Raw genomic sequence first — 18,802 nt, forward strand, 5'->3', positions numbered from 1 at the left:
GACGCGCCCGGACCGGACCGGGCCCGTCCGCCACCGCTCAGAACACCGCTTCGGTCTCGTCCATCCGGTCCTGCGGGACGGTCTTCAGCTCGCGCGTCGCGTCGGCCAGCGGCGTCATGACGATCTCCGTGCCGCGCAGGGCCGTCATCATGCCGAAGTCGCCGCGGTGCGCCGCCTCCACCGCGTGCCAGCCGAAGCGGGTGGCCAGCACCCGGTCGTAGGCGGTCGGGGTGCCGCCGCGCTGGACGTGGCCGAGGATGACGGGCCGGGCCTCCTTGCCGAGGCGGTCCTCCAGCTCGCGGGCGAGGCGGTTGCCGATGCCGGTGAAGCGCTCGTGCCCGTACTGGTCGATCTGGCCCTTCTCGTAGGCCATCGAGCCCTCGGCCGGGCGGGCGCCCTCGGCGACGCAGATGACGGCGAACTTCTTGCCCCGGGAGAACCGCTCCTCGACCATCTTGCACAGGGCGTCCACCTGGAACGGCCGCTCGGGCAGGCAGATGCCGTGCGCGCCGCCGGCCATGCCCGCCTCCAGGGCGATCCACCCGGCGTGGCGGCCCATGACCTCCACGACCATGACGCGCTGGTGGGACTCGGCGGTCGTCTTGAGCCGGTCCATGGCCTCCGTGGCGACGCCGACCGCCGTGTCGAAGCCGAAGGTGCGGTCGGTGGCGGAGATGTCGTTGTCGATGGTCTTGGGCACGCCCACCACGGGCAGACCGGCCTGCGCGAGCATGCTGGCGGCCGTCAGGGTGCCCTCGCCGCCGATCGGGACGAGCGCGTCGATGCCGAGGCGGCCGAGGAGTTCCTCACCGTTCGCGCACGCCTCGGCGAGCCGCCCCCGCTCCAGCCGGGCGGAGCCGAGGATGGTGCCGCCCCGGCCGAGGATGCCGCCGACGGACTCCAGGTCCAGTTCGCGGTAGCGGCCGTCGAGCAGGCCCTTGTAGCCGTCCTCGAAGCCGATGACCTCGTCACCGCGATCGACCACGGCCCGGTGCACGACCGAGCGGATGACGGCGTTCAGGCCGGGGCAGTCGCCGCCGGCGGTGAGGACTCCGATACGCATGCTGATCGTTACTCCTGGTCGGGGACGGTCCGATGGCCGGGGGGATTGTTTCACGTCCGGCCCGCCGCGGCCCTGGCTGTCCGAATGCTGTGGCCTGGCGCGCGGCGCGTGGGGGGCGATGGGTACCGTCAAGGGCATAGCCGGGTCAAAACGGGTACTTTCCCGGTGCCCGGGTTGACGCTCGCGGGCCCGCGGGCGTCCGTCCCGCTCCCCCGGGAAAGCGCTACGGCACGGGCGGACGGTCCGGGCGGACGGTCGGATGACGCAGTCGGCCCGGATGACGCAGCCGGCCCGGACGCCCGGAGCCGGGCGGTGGACGGCCAGGAACGCAGAGAGCGAGGAGAGCCCCGCGTGACGCGCAGCGTGTACGTAACCGGCATCGGCCGCGGCGACGGCCGGCAGGTGGTGGAGCTGGGGGTCATGGAGCTGCTGACCCGGCAGGTCGGCAAGGTGGGCGTCTTCCGCCCGCTCGCCCATGACGGCCCGGACCCGCTGCTGGACCTGCTGCGCAGCCGCTACCGGCTCTCCCAGCCGCAGGGCACGATGACCGGCCTCGGCTACGACGAGGCCGCCGCCCTCCAGGCCGAGAGCGGCACCGACGAGCTGATATCGCGGCTGGTGGACCGCTACCACGAGATCGCCCGCGGCTTCGACGCCGTCCTGGTGCTGGGCACCGACTACGCAGACACCAACCTGCCCGCCGAGCTGTCGCTGAACGCGCGGCTGGCCAACGAGCTGGGCGCGGCCGTACTGCCGGTCGTCGCGGGGCTGGACCAGAGCGCCGACTCCGTGGTCGCCGAGGTGCGCAACGCCCACCACGCCTTCACCTCGCTGGGCTGCGAGGTCCTGGCCACCATCGCCAACCGGGTGCGCGACGGCCACGCCGCCGAGGCCGCCCGCTGGCTGGGCCGCCACCTGCCCGAGCCCGTGTTCGTGCTGCCCGAGGAGCCCGCGCTGGCCGCGCCGACCGTCCAGCAGGTGGTGGACGAGCTGGGCGCCCGGGTGCTGCTCGGCGATCCGGCGGGGCTGTCCCGCGACTGCCGCGACTTCGTCTTCGGCGGCGCCATGCTCCCCACCTTCCTGCCCGCGCTCACCGAGGGCTGCATGGTCATCACCCCCGGGGACCGCGCCGATCTGATCATCGGCTCACTCGCCGCGCACTCCGCGGGCGCGCCGCCGATCGCCGGGGTGCTGCTCACCCTCGACCAGTACCCGGGCGAGGAGACCATGGCGCTCGCCGAACGGCTCGCCCCCGGCACCCCCGTGCTGGCCGTCCCCACCGGCTCCTTCCCCACCGCCGCCGGGCTGTTCTCGCTGGAGGGCAAGCTGAACGCGGCGAGCCCCCGCAAGGTGGAGGTCGCCCTCGGGCTGTTCGAGACGCACGTGGACACGCGGCAGCTCACCGAACGCCTCTCGGTGGTCCGCACCCACCGGGTGACGCCGATGATGTTCGAGCACGAGCTGATCGAGCGCTCCCGCGAGGCCCGGCGCCACGTGGTCCTGCCCGAGGGCACCGAGGAGCGGGTGCTGCGCGCCGCCGAGGTCCTGCTGCGCCGCAACATCTGCGACCTGACGCTCCTCGGCGAGGAGCAGGCGGTGCGCAAGCGCGCCGCGGAACTCGGCGTCAACCTGCGGCTGCTCGGACCGGAGGAGGCCGAGTGGGGCGGCGGGTCGCTGGCGGCGTGCGCCCGCATCGTGGACCCGGCCACCTCGCCGCTGCGCGAGCGCTTCGCGGAGCTGTACGCCAAGCTGCGCGCACACCGGGGCGTCACCCACGAACTGGCCTACGACGTGGTGGCCGACGTCTCCTACTTCGGCACCCTGATGGTGCGCGAGGGCCTGGTGGACGGCATGGTCTCCGGCGCGGCGCACTCCACCGCCGCCACGATCCGGCCCGCGTTCGAGATCATCAAGACCAAGCCGGACGCCTCGATCGTCTCGTCGGTGTTCTTCATGTGCCTGGCGGACAAGGTGCTCGTCTACGGCGACTGCGCGGTGAACCCGGACCCGGACGCCGAGCAGCTCGCCGACATCGCCATCCAGTCGGCCGCCACCGCCGCGCAGTTCGGCGTGGAGCCGCGCGTCGCCATGCTGTCGTACTCCACCGGGACCTCCGGCAGCGGCGCGGACGTGGACAAGGTGCGCCAGGCCACCGAGCTGGTGCGCACCCGCCGCCCCGACCTGCTGGTGGAGGGGCCGATCCAGTACGACGCCGCCGTGGAGCCGTCCGTCGCGGCGACGAAGCTGCCGGGCTCGGACGTCGCCGGGCAGGCGACGGTGCTGGTGTTCCCCGACCTGAACACCGGCAACAACACCTACAAGGCCGTGCAGCGCTCGGCCGGGGCGATCGCCGTCGGCCCGGTGCTCCAGGGGCTGCGCAAGCCGGTCAACGACCTCTCGCGCGGCGCGCTCGTGCAGGACATCGTCAACACCGTGGCCATCACCGCCATCCAGGCCCAGGGAAGGAACCCCTCCGCATGACCGACGCCCCCGACGGCAACCGCGCCCCCGGCACCGGGCCGGCGCCCGGCGCCGCCACCCGCGTCCTCGTCCTGAACTGCGGTTCGTCCTCGGTCAAGTACCAGCTGCTGGACATGGCCGACGACTCCCGGCTCGCGGCCGGGCTGGTCGAGCGGATCGGTGAGGACGCGTCCCGGCTGGTGCACACCCCCGCGGGCGGGCGGCGCCGGGAGCGCACGGTCGCCGTGCCCGACCACGAGAGCGCCCTGAAGGCGCTGTCCGCGGAGCTGGCGGCGGACGGGCACGGGCTCGACTCGCCGCGGCTCGCGGCCGTCGGGCACCGGGTGGTGCACGGCGGGCTGCGGTTCACCGAGCCGACCGTGGTGGACGACGGCGTGCTGGCCGAGATCGAGCGGCTGGTGCCGGTGGCGCCGCTGCACAACCCGGCCAACATCACCGGCATCCGCACCGCGCGCGCCCTGAACCCGCGGCTGCCGCAGATCGCCGTCTTCGACACCGCCTTCCACACGACGATGCCCGAGCACGCCGCCCGGTACGCGATCGACGTGGCGACCGCCGACGCGCACCGCGTCCGCCGCTACGGCTTCCACGGCACCTCCCACGCCTACGTGTCGCGGCGCACGGCCGAGCTGCTGGGCAAGCGGCCGCAGGAGGTGAACGTCATCGTGCTGCACCTGGGCAACGGCGCCTCCGCCTCGGCGGTGCGCGGCGGGCGCTGCGTGGACACCTCCATGGGGCTGACCCCGCTGGAGGGCCTGGTGATGGGCACCCGCTCCGGCGACGTGGACCCGGCGGTCGTCTTCCACCTGGTCCGGGTGGCGGGCCTGTCCGTGGACGAGGTCGACACCCTGCTGAACCAGCGCAGCGGACTGGCCGGGCTGTGCGGGGACAACGACATGCGCGAGATCCTGCGGCGCGTGGACGAGGGCGACGAGCGGGCGCAACTGGCGTTCGACGTCTACGTGCACCGGCTGAAGAAGTACATCGGCGCCTACAGCGCGGTGCTCGGCACGGTGGACGCAGTCGCCTTCACCGCCGGCGTCGGCGAGAACTCGGCGCCGGTGCGGGCGGCAGCGGTGGACGGGCTGGCGGGGCTGGGCCTCGCGGTGGACCCCGGGCTGAACGCCGAGCGCTCCGACGCGCCGCGGCTGATCTCCCCGCCGGACGCGCCGGTGACCGTCGCCGTGGTACCCACGGACGAGGAACTGGAAATCGCCGCACAGGCGTACGCCCTGGTCGCGCACGCCGACGGGTGAGCTGGATCACCCCCAGTAGGTTTGGCTTCTAAACAAAACGATAGGATCGCCCCATGCGCCGTTCCAAAATCGTCTGCACCCTGGGTCCCGCCGTTGACTCCTACGATCAGCTCAAGACGCTGATCGAGGCCGGCATGAACGTGGCCCGCTTCAACATGAGCCATGGCACCCAGCGCGAGCACGAGGAGCGGTACGCCCGTCTCCGCAAGGCCGCCGAGGAGACCGGCCGCGCCGTCGGCGTGCTCGCCGACCTCCAGGGCCCCAAGATCCGTCTCGCCACCTTCGCCGAGGGGCCGGTCGAACTGGTCAGGGGCGAGGAGTTCACCATCACCACCGAGGACGTCCCCGGTGACCGCACCATCTGCGGGACGACGTACAAGGGCCTGGCCGGTGACGTCTCCAAGGGCGACGCCGTCCTGATCAACGACGGCAACGTCGCCCTCCAGGTGACCGAGGTGGACGGGCCGCGGGTGCACACCATCGTGATCGAGGGCGGCGTCGTCTCCGACCACAAGGGCATCAACCTGCCGGGCGCCGCGGTCAACGTCCCGGCGCTGTCCGAGAAGGACATCGCCGACCTGGAGTTCGCGCTGCGGCTGGGCTGCGACATGGTCGCCCTGTCCTTCGTGCGCGACGCGGGCGACGTGCGGGACGTGCACCGGGTCATGGACGCGGTCGGCCGCCGGGTGCCGGTCATCGCCAAGGTGGAGAAACCGCAGGCGGTGGAGAACATGGAGGAGGTCGTCCTCGCGTTCGACGGCGTGATGGTGGCGCGCGGCGACCTGGCGGTGGAGTACCCGCTGGAGAAGGTCCCGATGGTGCAGAAGCGCCTGGTGGAGCTGTGCCGCAGGAACGCCAAGCCGGTGATCGTGGCGACCCAGATGATGGAGTCGATGATCACCAACTCGCGGCCGACGCGCGCGGAGGCGTCCGACGTCGCCAACGCCATCCTGGACGGCGCGGACGCGGTGATGCTGTCGGCGGAGTCCTCGGTCGGGCAGTACCCGATGGAGACGGTCAAGACGATGTCCAAGATCGTCATCGCGGCGGAGCAGGAGCTGCTGTCCAAGGGGCTCCAGCCGCTGGTGCCGGGCAAGAAGCCGCGCACCCAGGGCGGCTCGGTGGCCCGCGCGGCGGCCGAGATGGCGGACTTCCTCGGGGCCAAGGCGCTGGTGGCCTTCACCAAGTCCGGGGACACCGCGCGGCGGCTCTCGCGCTACCGCGCCGAGCAGCCGATCCTCGCCTTCACCGAGGACCCGAACACCCGCAACCAGCTCACGCTGAGCTGGGGCGTGGAGACGTACGTGGTGCCGCACGCGGAGAACACGGACGCGATGGTCGGGATGGTGGACCAGGAGCTGCTGAAGCTCCAGCGCTACAACGAGAACGACGTGATGATCATGACGGCCGGCTCCCCGCCCGGCGTCGTCGGCACGACCAACATGGTCCGCGTCCTGCACCTGGGCAAGGACAGCTGACGCACCCCCCGGGGACCGTCGTACGCCCGCGGGCCCGCACCCCTGCCGGGGGTGCGGGCCCGCGTGGCCGCCGCCCGGCGGGCGGTCAGTCGTAGTACAGGTCCATGCCGGGGATCGTGAGCGTGCCGCCGAACTGCGCGGCCTGCGTGACCCGCACGTCGGTGAAGAACACGAACGGCACGTTCAGCGGGGGCGGGGTGCGGGGGCTGAAGGTGATCGGGATGAGCCCGAAGAGGTTGCCCTTCAGCTCCTCGGTGTACATCGTCACCGTCCCGTCGCGGAAGGTGGACGTGGAGCCCGGCGCGCCCTTCACGTGGGCGGTCGCGCCGTCCGGGCCCACCACGATCTGGTGCAGGTCCTTGATGTCCAGCCGGTCGGCGGTGAACTTGAGGACCTTCCTCGGGCCGGCGGCCGTCGCGACCTCCACGATGCCCTGGTAGTCGAGCCCGGTCAGCGTCAGCCGGGTGCTCTCCAGCCGCCACGGCTCGGCGGGCAGCAGCGGCAGTCCGGGTTCCAGCTCGGCCGCCGCCAGCGCCTCCGGGTCGGGCGTCGGGCAGGGGTAGGGCTGCCTGGCGTCCGGGTCGGGCTCCGCGGTGGGCTCCGCACCGGCCCCGGCCCCGTCCCCGGTGCCCTCCGCCAGCTCCTCGACCTCGGCTCCGACCTCCTTGGCCGCCTCCCGGATGGCCCGTTCGGTGCTGCGCGCCCCGGTGTCGCCGGACTCCTCCGGGGCGGCGGACTCCTCCGGGGCGGCGGACTCCTGCGGGGCGCCGGACTCCGCCCCGCGGGCGGGCGCCTCGTCCGGCCGGCCGCCGCCGTCCCGGTCCCCGCCGTCCCGGCCGCCGGGGGTCTCCCCGGTGCCCGGCGCGGGGCTGCCCGCACGCGGCGCGGGCTCGTCGTCCTCCCCGCCGAGGAGGTCCCTGAGCGCGTCCCCGAGGCCCAGCGGGTCCCACGGGTCGCGGCTCCGGGTCGGCCCGGGCTCCTCCTGGCGCGGCTCCTCCCGCTCCGGGCCGGCCTGCGGCGCGGGCGGCGCCGGTTCCCCGGCGTCCGGCGGCGCGGCACGGCTCTCCGCGGGCGCCGGTTCGGACGCGCCGCTCCCGGTCCCGCTGTCCGGCCCGGTCCCGCCCGGCCCGGTCTCCGCGGGGCCGCTCCCGTCCGGTCCGGCGGCGTCCGGCGGACCGCCGGGCTCCTCCGGCTCCGCCGTCCCGGACGGTTCCGGCGTGGGGGACGGCGACGCGGGCGGCTCCGTCTCCTCCGGACGGTCCGGCTGCGTGACGCAGGGTCCCGGCGCGAAGGGGTTCACCGGCTGCTCGTCGGCGAGCGCGAGCCGCGGCGTCAGCCCCATGCCGACCAGCAGGGCGCTGGGCATCGCGGCCAGCACGATGGCCCTGCCCGCCGGGAGCTGCATCCGCGTGAACAGCGACTTCCGGGGGGCCGCGTGGCGCGGTCCGTCCTGCGCGGCGCGGCCGGGCGCGTCGTCAGCCTGCACGGTGGGTTCCCCCGTTCGGGTCAGCCACGGCCGGGCCGCCCGTCCACTCGTCCCCGGGGGCGGGCAGCGGCGCGGTATCCCCCTCGTCCGGCCGCGTGCCGGGGTCCGGGTCCGGGCCCGGATCCCCGTGGTGGCCGGATCCGGCGGCCCGCTCCGTGCCCGGGGTCCAGGACACGGCCAGCGCGCCGCCGATGAGCGCGGGCAGGAAACCGAGTCCGAAGCCGCCCAGGTTGGCGACGGGGATGGAGACCAGGGCGAGCAGGATCGAGGCGATGCCCGCGAAGACGCGGACGAGCTGCTGGTACCACATCGTCAGGCCCAGCGTGACCAGCAGCACGCCGATGATGAGCGAGCCCGCGCCCGCCGTGGTGGCCATGGTCAGCGTGAGGTGGCCGAGCTTGAAGTCGTGGTACGGAAGGTAGGCGATCGGCAGACCGCCCCAGAGGGTCAGCAGGCCCGCCCAGAACGGGCGACTACGCCGCCAGGCGCGGAACCGCAGCCGCAGGTGCGTGAATCGGCCGTCGCGGGGACCCGGAGACTCGGCGCTCATGTATACAGCTCCCTGGAACCGGCATTGCCGTGGAGATCAGATCGGGAAACCTGCGAGGGCGGGCGGGGCTGCCCTGGGCGTCCCCGCCCGCCCGGGTGGTGCTAGAAGCACTCCTTGACGCCCTTGTGCAGGCGCATGCTGAGACCGCTCAGCTCGAAGGTGCCGGCGGTGGTGGCCCAGGCCGTCTGTTCGACGTTCGTCAGCGTGGCCTCGTCGGCCCGCTGCGAGAAGCCGTACGGGTTGGCGTTGCGCTCACCGGGCTTGATGCCGGCGTCCTGGGCGGCGACGCCGATGTCCATGCCCTTGAACGTCGCGTCGGCGTCCAGCTGGGCCACGTCGATGTACAGGTTCTTCGCGTGGACGGGCGTTCCGCTGCCGCCGGCCCGCAGCACGAGGCTGACGGACCCGAACACCGGCACGCCCGGCGTGACGACGGACTGGCACATGTTGGTGATGTCCGCCGTCTCGAACCCGGACACCGCGACCGGGTGGGATGCCTTCTCACCCTTGAGGTCGTGCCCTTGGGCCAGGGCGCCGTACTGCACGAACCCCTTGCCCTCCAGCCGCTCGGCCTTCACCTTGAACGACTGGCCCGAGACGCTGAACGACGCGGCCAGCGCGCCCTGGGCCAGCCCGACACCGATCGCGGCCGTCGCGGCCAGGCTCGGCACCATGACCACGGCGAACCGCTTCCATCTCGTCCCGCCACGAACGTGGGACTCCATATGTCCTCCTTCTCGGACGTACACCCCCGCCGGGCCGTCGGCCGGGCGGGAATGGAGAAGTGCTACGTCCTCGGGAAGAAGCGCCGTCACGCTGACGCGGGCTCCGCGTCCACCGGCGGCGTTCACCCCCGAGCGACAACCACGGGCCGCGCTCGCGCGCGGCCTGCCGGACAGGCCCCGCCGTCCGGCGGAGACCCCCCTGTCCGTCTCGCCGGGCGTGGGAGATCCCGGCGGCCCGGTGGGGATTCCGCTCGCGCTGGGCGCCGGTTGGCTGCCGGGCTGCGGGAGAGGACCGAGCGTGGCCGATCGTCGTCCATCGGCGGGGCGCGGCACAAGGGGCTCGTTACTTACGGGTAACGGGGAGGTCGCGGGCACCGCGCGGGAAGGCCCCGGCGATCACCGGGAGCACGCGGGGCTATGGGGGGACAAAAGGTCATATGGGTGGCGCGCGGCCGACGAAGGGCAACGCGCGACTTACCTCCAGTTACAGCTGCGGCCTTCGTCAAATTCTGGCAAAGTGCGGCCGCTGTTCGTCAGCGCGTCAACAGGGGGGCGCCCACGCGGCGCACCGGCCCGTCATACGGGCCGGTGCGCGGGGCGTCAGGAAGGAAGGGACGGTGGCGACGGGACGCCGCCGGGAGCCGTCAGAACAGCACGCGGGCGAGCGCGCCCCGCGCCGCGACGACGCGCGGGTCCTCCGCGCCGATGACCTCGAACAGCTCCAGCAGGCGCAGCCGGGCGGCTTCCCGGTCCTCACCCGCCGTGCGGCGCACCGTCTCCACCAGCCGCCCGAAGGCGTCCTCGACGTGCCCGCCGACCAGGTCCAGGTCCGCGGCGCGCAGCTGCGCCGGGACGTCGGCGGGCCGGTCGGCCGCGTCCTTGCGGACCTGCGCCGCGTCCAGGCCCTGCACCCGGTCCAGCAGCTCGGCCTGCGCGAGGCCGAGCCTGGCCTCCACGTTGCCCGGGTCGCCGGAGAGCACGTTGCGGTACGCCTGCACCGCGCCGCCCAGGTCACCGGCGTCCAGCGCCGCGTGTGCGGCGGCCAGGGCCGGGTCGGCCGGGGGCTCGGGCACGGACCGCGGCACCTCCTCGTCCCCCGGGGCGACGTCGACCGGGGCGCCCTCGATGCCGAACTGCTGCCGGGCGGCGTCGATGAGCTGGTCCAGCACCTGCCGGACCTGCTGCTCGGGCGCCGCGCCCTGGAACAGCGGCAGCGCCTGCCCGGCGATCACGGCGAACACCGCCGGGATGCCCTGGACGCCGAACTGCTGGAACAGCGCCTGGTTGCTGTCGACGTCGATCTTGGCGAGCAGGAACCGCCCGGAGTACTCCCGTGCCAGCTTCTCCAGCACCGGCCCGAGCTGCTTGCACGGCTCGCACCACTCGGCCCAGAAGTCGATGACCACCGGGACCTCGGCGGAGCGCTGGAGCACCTCGCTCTCGAAGTTCGCCTCGTCGACGTCGATGACGACCTGGGCGCCCCCCGCGGGGGCACCGCCGTCCTGATCCCCGGAGGCCGCCCGCCGGACGCGGGCCTCCTCCGCCTTCTGCCTGGCCTCACCGGCCGCCTTCACCGCGGCGAGGTCGACCACACCGCTCATGGACATGTTGCGTGGCTGCATGAGACCAGTCTCCCCCCTCCGCGCGGTGGTGTGTGCCGGGTCCCCACCCGGCTCGTGTGGTTGTCGCGGGGCGCCGCCGCAGACCGGCGGATTCCGCTACGGGTCGTAGCGTAACCGATGGCGGCGATAGGGTCACCCCATGGCCAGACCCCGGAGCAGCGCGGCCCACGAGGCGATCCTCCTCGCCACGCGCGCCGCCCTGGTGGAGCTGGGCTGGTCCCGGCTGACCATGGCGGAGGTGGCCGCGCGGGCGGGCGTCGCCAAGACGACGCTCTACCGCCGCTGGCCGGGCAAGAGCGAACTGGTCGTGGACGCCGTGGCCGTCCTCTTCGACGAGCTGGAACTGCCCGACCGGGGCAGCCTCGCGGCGGACGTGGAGGGCGTCGTCCTCTCCTTCGCCGCGCTGCTGGAGCACCCCGAGACCAAGACGTCCCTCATGGCGGTGATCGCCGAGTCCACCCACGACCCGGCCCTGCGCACGCGCATCCGCAGCGCCGTCGTGGAGCGCCAGAAGCGCCTGGTGCTCCAGGGCCGCGCCCGCGCCCAGGCGCGGGGCGAGCTGCCGCCGGACGGCGCCGACGCGGCGGAGACCGCCCGCACCGTGGACCTCATCTTCGACGTGATCGCCGGCGCGGTGGTGCACCGCAGCCTGGTGAGCGCCGAACCGGTGGACGCGCCCTGGGCGCGGCGCTTCACCGCGCTGCTGCTCGGCGGCCTGGCGGCGGGCGGAGCCGCCGCCGGGCCGCCGCCCGGCGGTCAGAAACCGGCGGGCTCGGTGTAGACGCCCCACTCCTCGCGCAGCACGCCGCAGATCTCGCCGAGCGTGGCCTCGGCCCGGACCGCCTCAAGCATCGGGGCGATCATGTTGGAGCCGTCCCGGGCCGCGGCGAGCATGGCGTCCAGACCGGCGCGCACGGCCGCCTCGTCCCGGCGGGCCTTGCGCTCCCCCAGCGCCCGCACCTGCTCGCGCTCCACCTCATGGCTGACCCGCAGGATCTCCAGGTCCCCGGTGACCGAACCGGTGTGGCGGTTCACGCCGACGACCTTCTTGTCGCCCTTCTCCAGCGCCCGCTGGTACTGGAAGGCGGCCTCGGCGATCTCGCCGGTGAACCAGCCGTCCTCGATGCCGCGCAGGATGCCGGAGGTCACCGGCCCGATCGGGTGCCGCCCGTCGGGGTGGGCGCGCAGGCCGCGCTCCTTGATCTGCTCGAAGATCTTCTCGGCGTCCGCCTCGATCCGGTCGGTGAGCTGCTCGACGTACCAGGAGCCGCCCAGCGGGTCGGCGACGTTGGTGACGCCCGTCTCCTCCATGATCACCTGCTGGGTGCGCAGCGCGATCTCGGCGGCCTGCTCCGAGGGCAGCGCCAGGGTCTCGTCCAGCGCGTTGGTGTGCAGCGAGTTGGTGCCGCCGAGCACCGCGGACAGCGCCTCCAGCGCCGTGCGGACGACGTTGTTGTACGGCTGCTGGGCGGTGAGCGAGACCCCGGCCGTCTGGGTGTGAAAGCGCAGCCACTGGGCCTTCTCGCTGGTCGCCCCGTAGACGTCGCGCATCCAGCGTGCCCAGATGCGGCGGGCGGCGCGGAACTTGGCGATCTCCTCGAAGAAGTCGAGGTGGGCGTCGAAGAAGAAGGACAGGCCCGGCGCGAACGTGTCCACCTCCAGCCCCCGGCTGAGCCCCAGCTCCACGTACCCGAAGCCGTCCGCCAGGGTGTACGCCAGCTCCTGCGCGGCCGTGGAACCGGCCTCGCGGATGTGGTAGCCGGAGACGGACAGCGGCTTGTACGCGGGGATGCCCCGCGCGCAGTGCTCCATCAGGTCGCCGATGAGCCGCAGGTGCGGCTCGGGCTGGAACAGCCACTCCTTCTGGGCGATGTACTCCTTGAAGATGTCCGTCTGGAGGGTGCCGTTGAGCACGGCCGGGTCCACGCCCTGCCGCTCGGCGGCCACCAGGTACATGCAGAAGACGGGCACGGCCGGGCCGCTGATCGTCATCGACGTGGTGACGTCCCCCAGCGGGATGCCGTCGAACAGGACCTCCATGTCGGCGGCGGAGTCGATGGCCACGCCGCAGTGGCCGACCTCGCCGAGCGAGCGCGGGTCGTCGGAGTCCCGGCCCATGAGCGTCGGCATGTCGAAGGCGACGGACAGCCCGCCGCCGCCCGCCTCCAGGATCATCTTGTAGCGCTCGTTGGTCTGCTCCGCGTTGCCGAAACCGGCGAACTGGCGGATCGTCCAGGTCCGCCCCCGGTAGCCGGTGGCGTGCAGACCCCGGGTGTAGGGGAACTCGCCGGGCCAGCCGATGCGCTCGAACCCCTCGTAGGAGTCACCGGGGCGCGGGCCGTAGACGGGCTCCACCTCGTCCCCGCTGAGCGTGGTGAAGTCGGCGTCCCGCTTCCGTGCGGCGTCGAACCGGGCCTGCCACCGAAGGCGGCCCTCTGCGATGGCGTCAGCGTCCATACGGACGAATTTACTAGGACGTCCAACTATTTACCAGCAGTGACCCGGACGGGTCTGCCGCCCGTCCGGTGACCGGGCCCGGCTGCCGGGGCCGACCGCCAAGCCCGGCGCCCGCGCGGCGGTCAGGCGCCCGCCGGCGTGCGCACCTCGTCCTCCTCCGGCTCCACCAGGGGCTCCACCTCGCGCGCCACCTGCCGCTCCACGAAGAACGCGGCGAAGGGGATGCAGCCGGCGAGCAGCACCCACAGGAGCTTGCCGAACGGCCAGCGCGCCTTCGAGCCGAGGTCGAAGGCGAAGACCACGTAGACGATGAAGAGCACGCCGTGGATCTGGGACACCAGCATCGTGTCGCCGGTGTCGAAGGCGTACTTCGCGACGATGAAACCGGTGAACACCAGCAGCCACACGGCCGTGACGTAGGCCATCACCCGGTAGCGGGTCAGCACCTTCTGCTTCACTGAGCCATTCCTCGCATAGGGCAGCCCGCCCGGACGGGGTACGGGGGCTGCCCCGCGGCGGACTGCGGCGTCGCCGTCGAGCGTAACCGCCGCGGCCCACCCGCCGGGCGTCAGCCCTCGTCGAAGTCGTGTGCGGCCAGTCGCAGCGGGCGCAGGAGGGCGAAGATCTCCGCGCACTCCTCGGCGTCGTAGGCGCCGAGGCCGAAGTCCACGCGCATCAGGTCCCGCGTCGCCGCGTCGCAGACCTCACGGCCCTTGGCGGTGATGGACGCGAGCGTGCCCCGCCCGTCGTTGGGGTTGGGGCGCCGGGCGACGAGACCGGCGCGCTCCAGCCGGTCGATGGTGTTGGTCACCGACGTGGGGTGGACCATGAGCCGTTCGCCGATCTTGGACATCGGCAGCTCGCCGTGCTGGGAGAACGTGAGCAGCACCAGCGCCTCGTACCGGGCGAAGGTCAGCCCGTACGGCTTGACCACCGCGTCCACCTCGGCCAGCAGGATCTGGTGCGCCCGCATGATCGAGGTGATGGCGGCCATGGAGGGCGCGGGGCCCCAGCGGCGCTGCCACAGTTCGTCGGCGCGGGCGATGGGGTCGAAGGAGAGGCTGAGCGGCTTGGGCACGCGGCCGACCCTACCGGGCGGTCATATGGCGGTCAGCCCCGTCTCACCACCCGGTCCGGCCCCGGGACGTCCGCCGTCCCCGGCCCGTGCCGGGCCGGGGACGGCGGACCCGCGGTTCACGGCAGGTGGACCCACTTCGCCTCGGAGGGGGTGCCCTCCTCGTCGGTGAGGAAGAGCATGTACCAGCCGGGCGGGATCAGCGACCGGTCGTCCGGGACGGTCAGGGTCACCCGTCCCTCCTCCTTGCGCAGGCCGAGCGCCACCGAGCGCTGCTCCACGTCGGTGACGTGCGTGACCGCGCTGGGCCGCATGAGGCGGGCCTTGGTGACGCGGCCCGCGTCCGGCGTGCGGTAGACCGCCTCGGCGCCCCGCTCAAGCTCCGTCGGCCCCTCACCGACCACCGGGCGCCGCTCGGCGCGGCCGCCGTGCAGGTAGGGCGGGGTGTACACCTCGACACGCTTCTCGAAGACGCCGAGCTGCGTGTTGTCCTTGTCGGCGAACAGCGGGTCGGAGCCGAAGGTGGCCACCCGGCCGTCCGGCAGGAGCAGCGCCTCCGCGTGGTAGTTGCGGCCCACCTCCGGCGCCGCGGCCTCGCGGAACTCCTCGGTGGCCGGGTCGAAGATCTGTGCGGCGAGGATGTCGCTGTTGCCGCGGCCCCGGTAGTCACGGGAGCCGCCGGTGGTGAAGACGGTGTCGTCCGGCAGGATCACGCTGTTGAGGTAGCGGGTCGGCTCGGGCAGCTCGGGGCCCGCCCGGTAGGCGGGGCTCTCCTCGGTGAGGTCCACGATGGCGGTGCGGTCGGTCGACTTCGCCGACTCCCCCACCCCGCCGCCGCCGAGCACCATGACCTTCTGGTCCTGGGCGGGGGGCAGCAGCAGGGAGCTGGAGGTCTCCAGCTGGTCCGGGTCCTTGATGCCGCCGACCTCCTTGAAGGTGTTGGCGCCCACGTCCCAGATGCCCGGCACGCGGCCCTCGTCGGCGGGGCCGTACCCGGCGTTGGAGCCGGAGTAGAACAGCTTGCCGCCCTCGACGAGGAAGAGGGCCGGGTAGGTGGGGAAGTACCGCTTGGCGGCGGTGGACCACTTCTTCGTCCGCGGGTCGTACAGCTCGTTGTCGCCGGGGAGGATCTCTCCGATCTCGTCGAGCCCGGAGACGGAGAGCACCTTCCCGTCCGGCATCGTGACCAGCGTCGGGTACCAGCGGGCCTTGTCCATGGGGTCGACCGGGACGTACTTCTCGGCGACGGGGTCGAACTCGAAGGACTCCTTGATGCCCTGGAAGTCCTGCTTGTCGAGGTTGATCTTCTCGGCCAGCCCGTAGAGGTTGTCCGCCTCCTTGCCCTTCAGGCCGACGATCTCGTACTGGGCGGGCTCCTCGGTGACGGCCTGCGGCCCCTCCTCGACGGCCTCCACGAAGACCCGTGCCTCACCGGCGGTGATGGTCACCTCGCCGTCCTCGTCCACGGTCTTGTCGGCGCGGGGCACCAGGACGGGGAAGGCGGAGGCGTACTCGGTGCCGTCGGGCGCGCGGAACCGGGTGCCCTCGGGGAAGGTGCGGGGCTCGTCCGGGTTCTCGTTCTTCACCCGCATCGCCCCGCCGGCGCGTTCGACCTCGCCGTCGAGCTGCTCGTAGCGCGCGGTGCCGCCCGCGACGAGCAGCCTGCCGTCGGCGAGCTGGGAGTGCCCGGCGCAGAACAGGTCGTCGGGGGTGTCGACGCGCTTGAAGGTGTTCGTCGCCGGGTCCCACAGGACGGAGACGAAGGTGCCCGCGTCGAACTGGTCCTGCTTGTTGCCCGAGCCCGCGATGAGCAGCACCTTGCCGGTGCGCAGCAGCGCCGCGTGGATGGCGTTCGTCTGGTACTGGGAGGGGACGTCCATCACCTCCCACGAGCCGTACCGCGCCTGGTACTCGGGGCGGGACGTCCGGTAGTCGTGGAGGCGTTCCTTGGCGAAGCCGAAGGTCGCCGGGGCGTTGAGCCCGGCGAGCACGAGGGTGACGCCTGTGCCTATGAGGGTCTTCTTGAACTGGGCGCTGGGGCGGTAGGGCATGGGTCAGTCAGCTCCCGCTGGACGTGGCGACGAGCGCGGGTTCCCGCTCGTCGCGCGGTTCACGGCGAATGCGTTTCGTGCGGTACTCGGTGAGGCTCCACATCGCCACCGGGGCGAGCGCGATGACGAGCGCCAGCACCGTCCAGGTGCGCATGGCGACGTGGGTGTGGCCGAGGACGAAGGAGGCGGCGAGCCCGGTGCCGAGCACGCCGATCCAGAACAGGTGGATGCGGAAGGTGGCGAGCCGGTCGGGGCTCGCCGTGTCGCCCTTGGGCGTCACCACGAAGCGGCACTCGCGGCGCAGGACGGCGGCGACGGCGGACCGTGCGTAGACGGGGGCGCAGATGGCGGACATCGCCATGCCCGCGAGGCCGCCGGACCCCTCGGGCTCGTGCGGCGAGACGTTGTGGCGGCGGTTCCACACGTACAGCCCGATCTGGAGGGCCGCGACGTCGCTGTAGAGCATCATCCACACCGCCGCCGGGACCTGGGTGCCCGAGGCGCCGAGCCACAGGAAGAGGGTGCAGCTGAGCGCGCCCAGCAGCCAGGTGACCGCGCTCATCGGGTAGTACGCCAGCATGAGCGCGTAGTTGAGGAGCTTGCCCGGCGGGAAGCGGTGCGGGGCGCGCCACAGCTGCCCGATGACCGTCTCGTAGGTGCCCCGCGACCACCGCATCTGCTGGGTGAAGAAGTCCGTCCAGCACTCGGGGCCCTCGCCGACGGCCAGGACGTCGGGGGTGTAGACGGAGCGCCAGGTGCGCCCGGTGAGCGGGTTGCGGGTGCGGTGCAGCTCGAAGCCGGTGGCCATGTCCTCGGTGATGGAGTCCCGCAGCCCGCCGATCTGGAGGACGGCCGAGACGCGCACGGCGTTGTTGGTGCCGACGAACATGGCGCCGCCGTAGGCGTTCCCGGCGCGCTGGATGAGCGCGTGGAAGAGGAACTGCTGGCTCTCGGCGGCCTTGGTGACGGCCTTGTCGTAGTTGCCGTACACCTGCGGCCCGACGACGAACGCCACGTCGGGGTCGCGGAAGTAGCCGAGCATCCGCTCCAGGTAGTTCGGCAGCGGCACGTGGTCGGTGTCCACGGAGGCGAAGACGTCGTAGCCGGCGCCGTACGCCGCCAGCCAGGCGTTGTAGTTGCCGTGCTTGGTGCGGGCCCGGTGGACCCCTTCCGCGCGGTTCCACTCCGCGACGCCCTTGCGGGTGAAGTGGTGGACGCCCAGCTCGCGGCAGAGCGCCTTGGCCAGCTCGTCGTCCCCCTCGTCCAGCAGCCACACGTCCAGGGGGCCGTCGTGCCGCAGGGCCACCGCGGCCTCCAGCGTGGCGCGGAGCATGTCGAGGGGCTCCTTGCCGGGCACGTACGTGGTGAGGAACGCGACCCGGGTGCCGGGCTCGGGCACCACCGGCACCGGATCGCGGGCGACCATCGTGGCGTGCGCGATGGAGAAGACGTTGACCAGGCGGAAGAGTTCGATCAGGCCGATGCAGCCGAGCATCACCCAGTCCGCGGCCACCAGCCAGACCGGGGCACCGGTCCGCTCGGTCCAGTGCGTCGGCCAGACCAGCCACAGCAGCAGGACGGCGGACAGCGCCGGCGCCGCGGTCATCAGCAGCACCGCCCTGATCCGGTGCGGCTCGGTGGACAGCAGCCTGCGGTAGCGCACCCGGTAGGGCAGCCGGCCCGGCTCGGTCAGCGGTCCGGCAAGACGGCTGTAGGTCTCGTAGTCGTAGCCCTCCGGCCGCACGATCCCTCCACAGCTCGTTCCGACGAAACCGACATGTCCCAGCAGAAGGGACACGCGGTTCCGTGTCGAACGGAGTGCGGAGGGTGGTGTCCGCCGGTGGGCGGGGCCCCGGGCCGACGGGCTGCGGCTTTGGGCGCCCCGTCAGCGCAGGTGCCGCTCCAGGGTTTCCACCTTCCGGGCTAGTCCATCGGTGACGCCCGGACGGATGTCCGCCTTGAGCACGAGCGAGACGCGCGGAGCCCTGGCCTCGACGGCGGCGACCGCCCGCCGGACGACGTCCATGCACTCCTCCCACTCGCCCTCGACGGAGGTGAACATGGCGTCGGTGCGGTGCGGGAGGCCGGAGGCGCGCACGACCCGGACGGCGTCGGCGACGTACTCCCCCACGTCCTCGCCGACGCCGAGCGGGGTCACCGAGAAGGCGACGATCATCCGCCGACCACGCCCTCGCGCTGGGCCCGGGTGGCGATGACGCTCGCCTCGGACTCCCGGCGCAGCAGCTTGTCGGCGTAGAAGCCGCCGAAGGGCAGCACGGCCAGGACGAAGTAGAGGGCGGCCCGGCCCAGCGGCCACCGGGTCCGGTTCCAGGCGTCGGCCCAGAACAGCCCGTAGATGACGAACAGCGCACCGTGGATGGCACCCATCACCGGGACGGCGTTGAAGTCCGTGGTGCGCTTCAGCACGGAGGCGACGAGCAGCAGCAGGAAGGAGACGGCCTCCGGGGTGGAGACCAGGCGCAGGCGGCGCAGGGCGGACGCGGTCTTCAGGTCCACGGCGGTTCCTCGGGTCGAAGGGACTGGCGGGGCCGACGGCG

16 protein-coding genes are annotated in these 18,802 nt (G+C 72.9%); 4 read left to right on the forward strand and 12 right to left on the reverse strand.

Annotation, left to right across the window (positions count from 1 at the left end; genetic code table 11):
• Positions 1-37: 37 nt before the first annotated feature.
• Positions 38-1,063: an ATP-dependent 6-phosphofructokinase gene (locus V1J52_RS04480; protein ID WP_330138260.1), complete on the reverse strand. Its 1,026-nt coding sequence runs from the start codon at positions 1,061-1,063 to the stop codon at positions 38-40.
• A 351-nt stretch (positions 1,064-1,414) separates the two neighbouring features.
• Here V1J52_RS04480 and pta point away from each other — a divergent pair, with 351 nt between their 5' ends.
• From pta to pyk, 3 genes are read left to right on the forward strand one after another with little or no spacing between them, the layout of a single operon-like run.
• Positions 1,415-3,544, forward strand: coding sequence for a phosphate acetyltransferase (pta, locus tag V1J52_RS04485; RefSeq protein WP_330138261.1), 2,130 nt, complete (start codon positions 1,415-1,417; stop codon positions 3,542-3,544).
• Positions 3,541-4,800, forward strand: a complete 1,260-nt coding sequence (locus V1J52_RS04490; protein WP_330138262.1) for an acetate kinase — start codon at positions 3,541-3,543, stop codon at positions 4,798-4,800. The genes pta and V1J52_RS04490 overlap by 4 nt, the downstream gene beginning before the upstream one ends.
• Positions 4,801-4,853: 53 nt before the next feature.
• On the forward strand, positions 4,854-6,278 hold the full coding sequence (gene pyk / locus V1J52_RS04495; RefSeq protein WP_330138263.1) for a pyruvate kinase: 1,425 nt from the start codon (positions 4,854-4,856) through the stop codon (positions 6,276-6,278).
• 85 nt (positions 6,279-6,363) lie between these two features.
• Here pyk and V1J52_RS04500 read toward each other — a convergent pair whose 3' ends face one another.
• The 4 genes from V1J52_RS04500 to V1J52_RS04515 all read right to left on the reverse strand — a co-directional run bounded on the left by V1J52_RS04500 (position 6,364) and on the right by V1J52_RS04515 (position 10,661).
• The gene (locus V1J52_RS04500) at positions 6,364-7,764 is read right to left on the reverse strand and encodes a hypothetical protein (protein ID WP_330138264.1); all 1,401 of its coding nucleotides are present in this window, start codon (positions 7,762-7,764) and stop codon (positions 6,364-6,366) included.
• Positions 7,754-8,314 (reverse strand): DUF6114 domain-containing protein, encoded by a 561-nt coding sequence (locus V1J52_RS04505; protein ID WP_330138265.1) that lies wholly within the window; start codon positions 8,312-8,314, stop codon positions 7,754-7,756. The genes V1J52_RS04500 and V1J52_RS04505 overlap by 11 nt, the downstream gene beginning before the upstream one ends.
• A 101-nt stretch (positions 8,315-8,415) precedes the next feature.
• Positions 8,416-9,039, reverse strand: a complete 624-nt coding sequence (locus tag V1J52_RS04510) for a DUF6230 family protein (RefSeq protein ID WP_330138266.1) — start codon at positions 9,037-9,039, stop codon at positions 8,416-8,418.
• 644 nt (positions 9,040-9,683) lie between these two features.
• On the reverse strand, positions 9,684-10,661 hold the full coding sequence (locus V1J52_RS04515; RefSeq protein WP_330138267.1) for a tetratricopeptide repeat protein: 978 nt from the start codon (positions 10,659-10,661) through the stop codon (positions 9,684-9,686).
• A gap of 139 nt (positions 10,662-10,800) precedes the next feature.
• Between V1J52_RS04515 and V1J52_RS04520 the strand changes: the two genes are divergently transcribed.
• Positions 10,801-11,442 (forward strand): TetR/AcrR family transcriptional regulator, encoded by a 642-nt coding sequence (locus V1J52_RS04520; RefSeq protein ID WP_330138268.1) that lies wholly within the window; start codon positions 10,801-10,803, stop codon positions 11,440-11,442.
• On the opposite strand, the gene icmA is transcribed toward V1J52_RS04520, so the two are convergent.
• The 7 genes from icmA to V1J52_RS04555 all read right to left on the reverse strand — a co-directional run bounded on the left by icmA (position 11,418) and on the right by V1J52_RS04555 (position 18,761).
• A complete protein-coding gene (gene icmA / locus V1J52_RS04525; protein WP_330138269.1) occupies positions 11,418-13,118 on the reverse strand; it encodes a coenzyme B12-dependent isobutyryl-CoA mutase large subunit in 1,701 nt (566 codons plus the stop codon). The two genes, V1J52_RS04520 and icmA, sit on opposite strands and share 25 nt — an antisense overlap.
• Positions 13,119-13,240: 122 nt before the next feature.
• Positions 13,241-13,576 (reverse strand): DUF3817 domain-containing protein, encoded by a 336-nt coding sequence (locus tag V1J52_RS04530; RefSeq protein WP_330138270.1) that lies wholly within the window; start codon positions 13,574-13,576, stop codon positions 13,241-13,243.
• A gap of 110 nt (positions 13,577-13,686) precedes the next feature.
• Positions 13,687-14,196: a MarR family winged helix-turn-helix transcriptional regulator gene (locus tag V1J52_RS04535; RefSeq protein WP_330138271.1), complete on the reverse strand. Its 510-nt coding sequence runs from the start codon at positions 14,194-14,196 to the stop codon at positions 13,687-13,689.
• A 116-nt stretch (positions 14,197-14,312) separates the two neighbouring features.
• Complete coding sequence (gene glxA / locus V1J52_RS04540; RefSeq protein WP_330138272.1) at positions 14,313-16,244, reverse strand: radical copper oxidase GlxA; 1,932 nt, start codon at positions 16,242-16,244, stop codon at positions 14,313-14,315.
• A gap of 7 nt (positions 16,245-16,251) precedes the next feature.
• Positions 16,252-17,988, reverse strand: coding sequence for a glycosyltransferase family 2 protein (locus V1J52_RS04545; protein ID WP_330138821.1), 1,737 nt, complete (start codon positions 17,986-17,988; stop codon positions 16,252-16,254).
• A 141-nt stretch (positions 17,989-18,129) separates the two neighbouring features.
• Positions 18,130-18,420 carry an MTH1187 family thiamine-binding protein gene (locus V1J52_RS04550; RefSeq protein ID WP_330138273.1) on the reverse strand — a complete coding sequence of 97 codons (291 nt, stop codon included), beginning with the start codon at positions 18,418-18,420 and terminating at the stop codon, positions 18,130-18,132.
• Positions 18,417-18,761: a DUF3817 domain-containing protein gene (locus tag V1J52_RS04555; RefSeq protein WP_330138274.1), complete on the reverse strand. Its 345-nt coding sequence runs from the start codon at positions 18,759-18,761 to the stop codon at positions 18,417-18,419. Before V1J52_RS04555 ends, V1J52_RS04550 begins: the two co-directional genes overlap by 4 nt.
• Between the last annotated feature and the right edge of the window lie 41 nt (positions 18,762-18,802).

The organism is Streptomyces solitudinis (assembly GCF_036323765.1).
Lineage (GTDB): Bacteria > Actinomycetota > Actinomycetes > Streptomycetales > Streptomycetaceae > Streptomyces.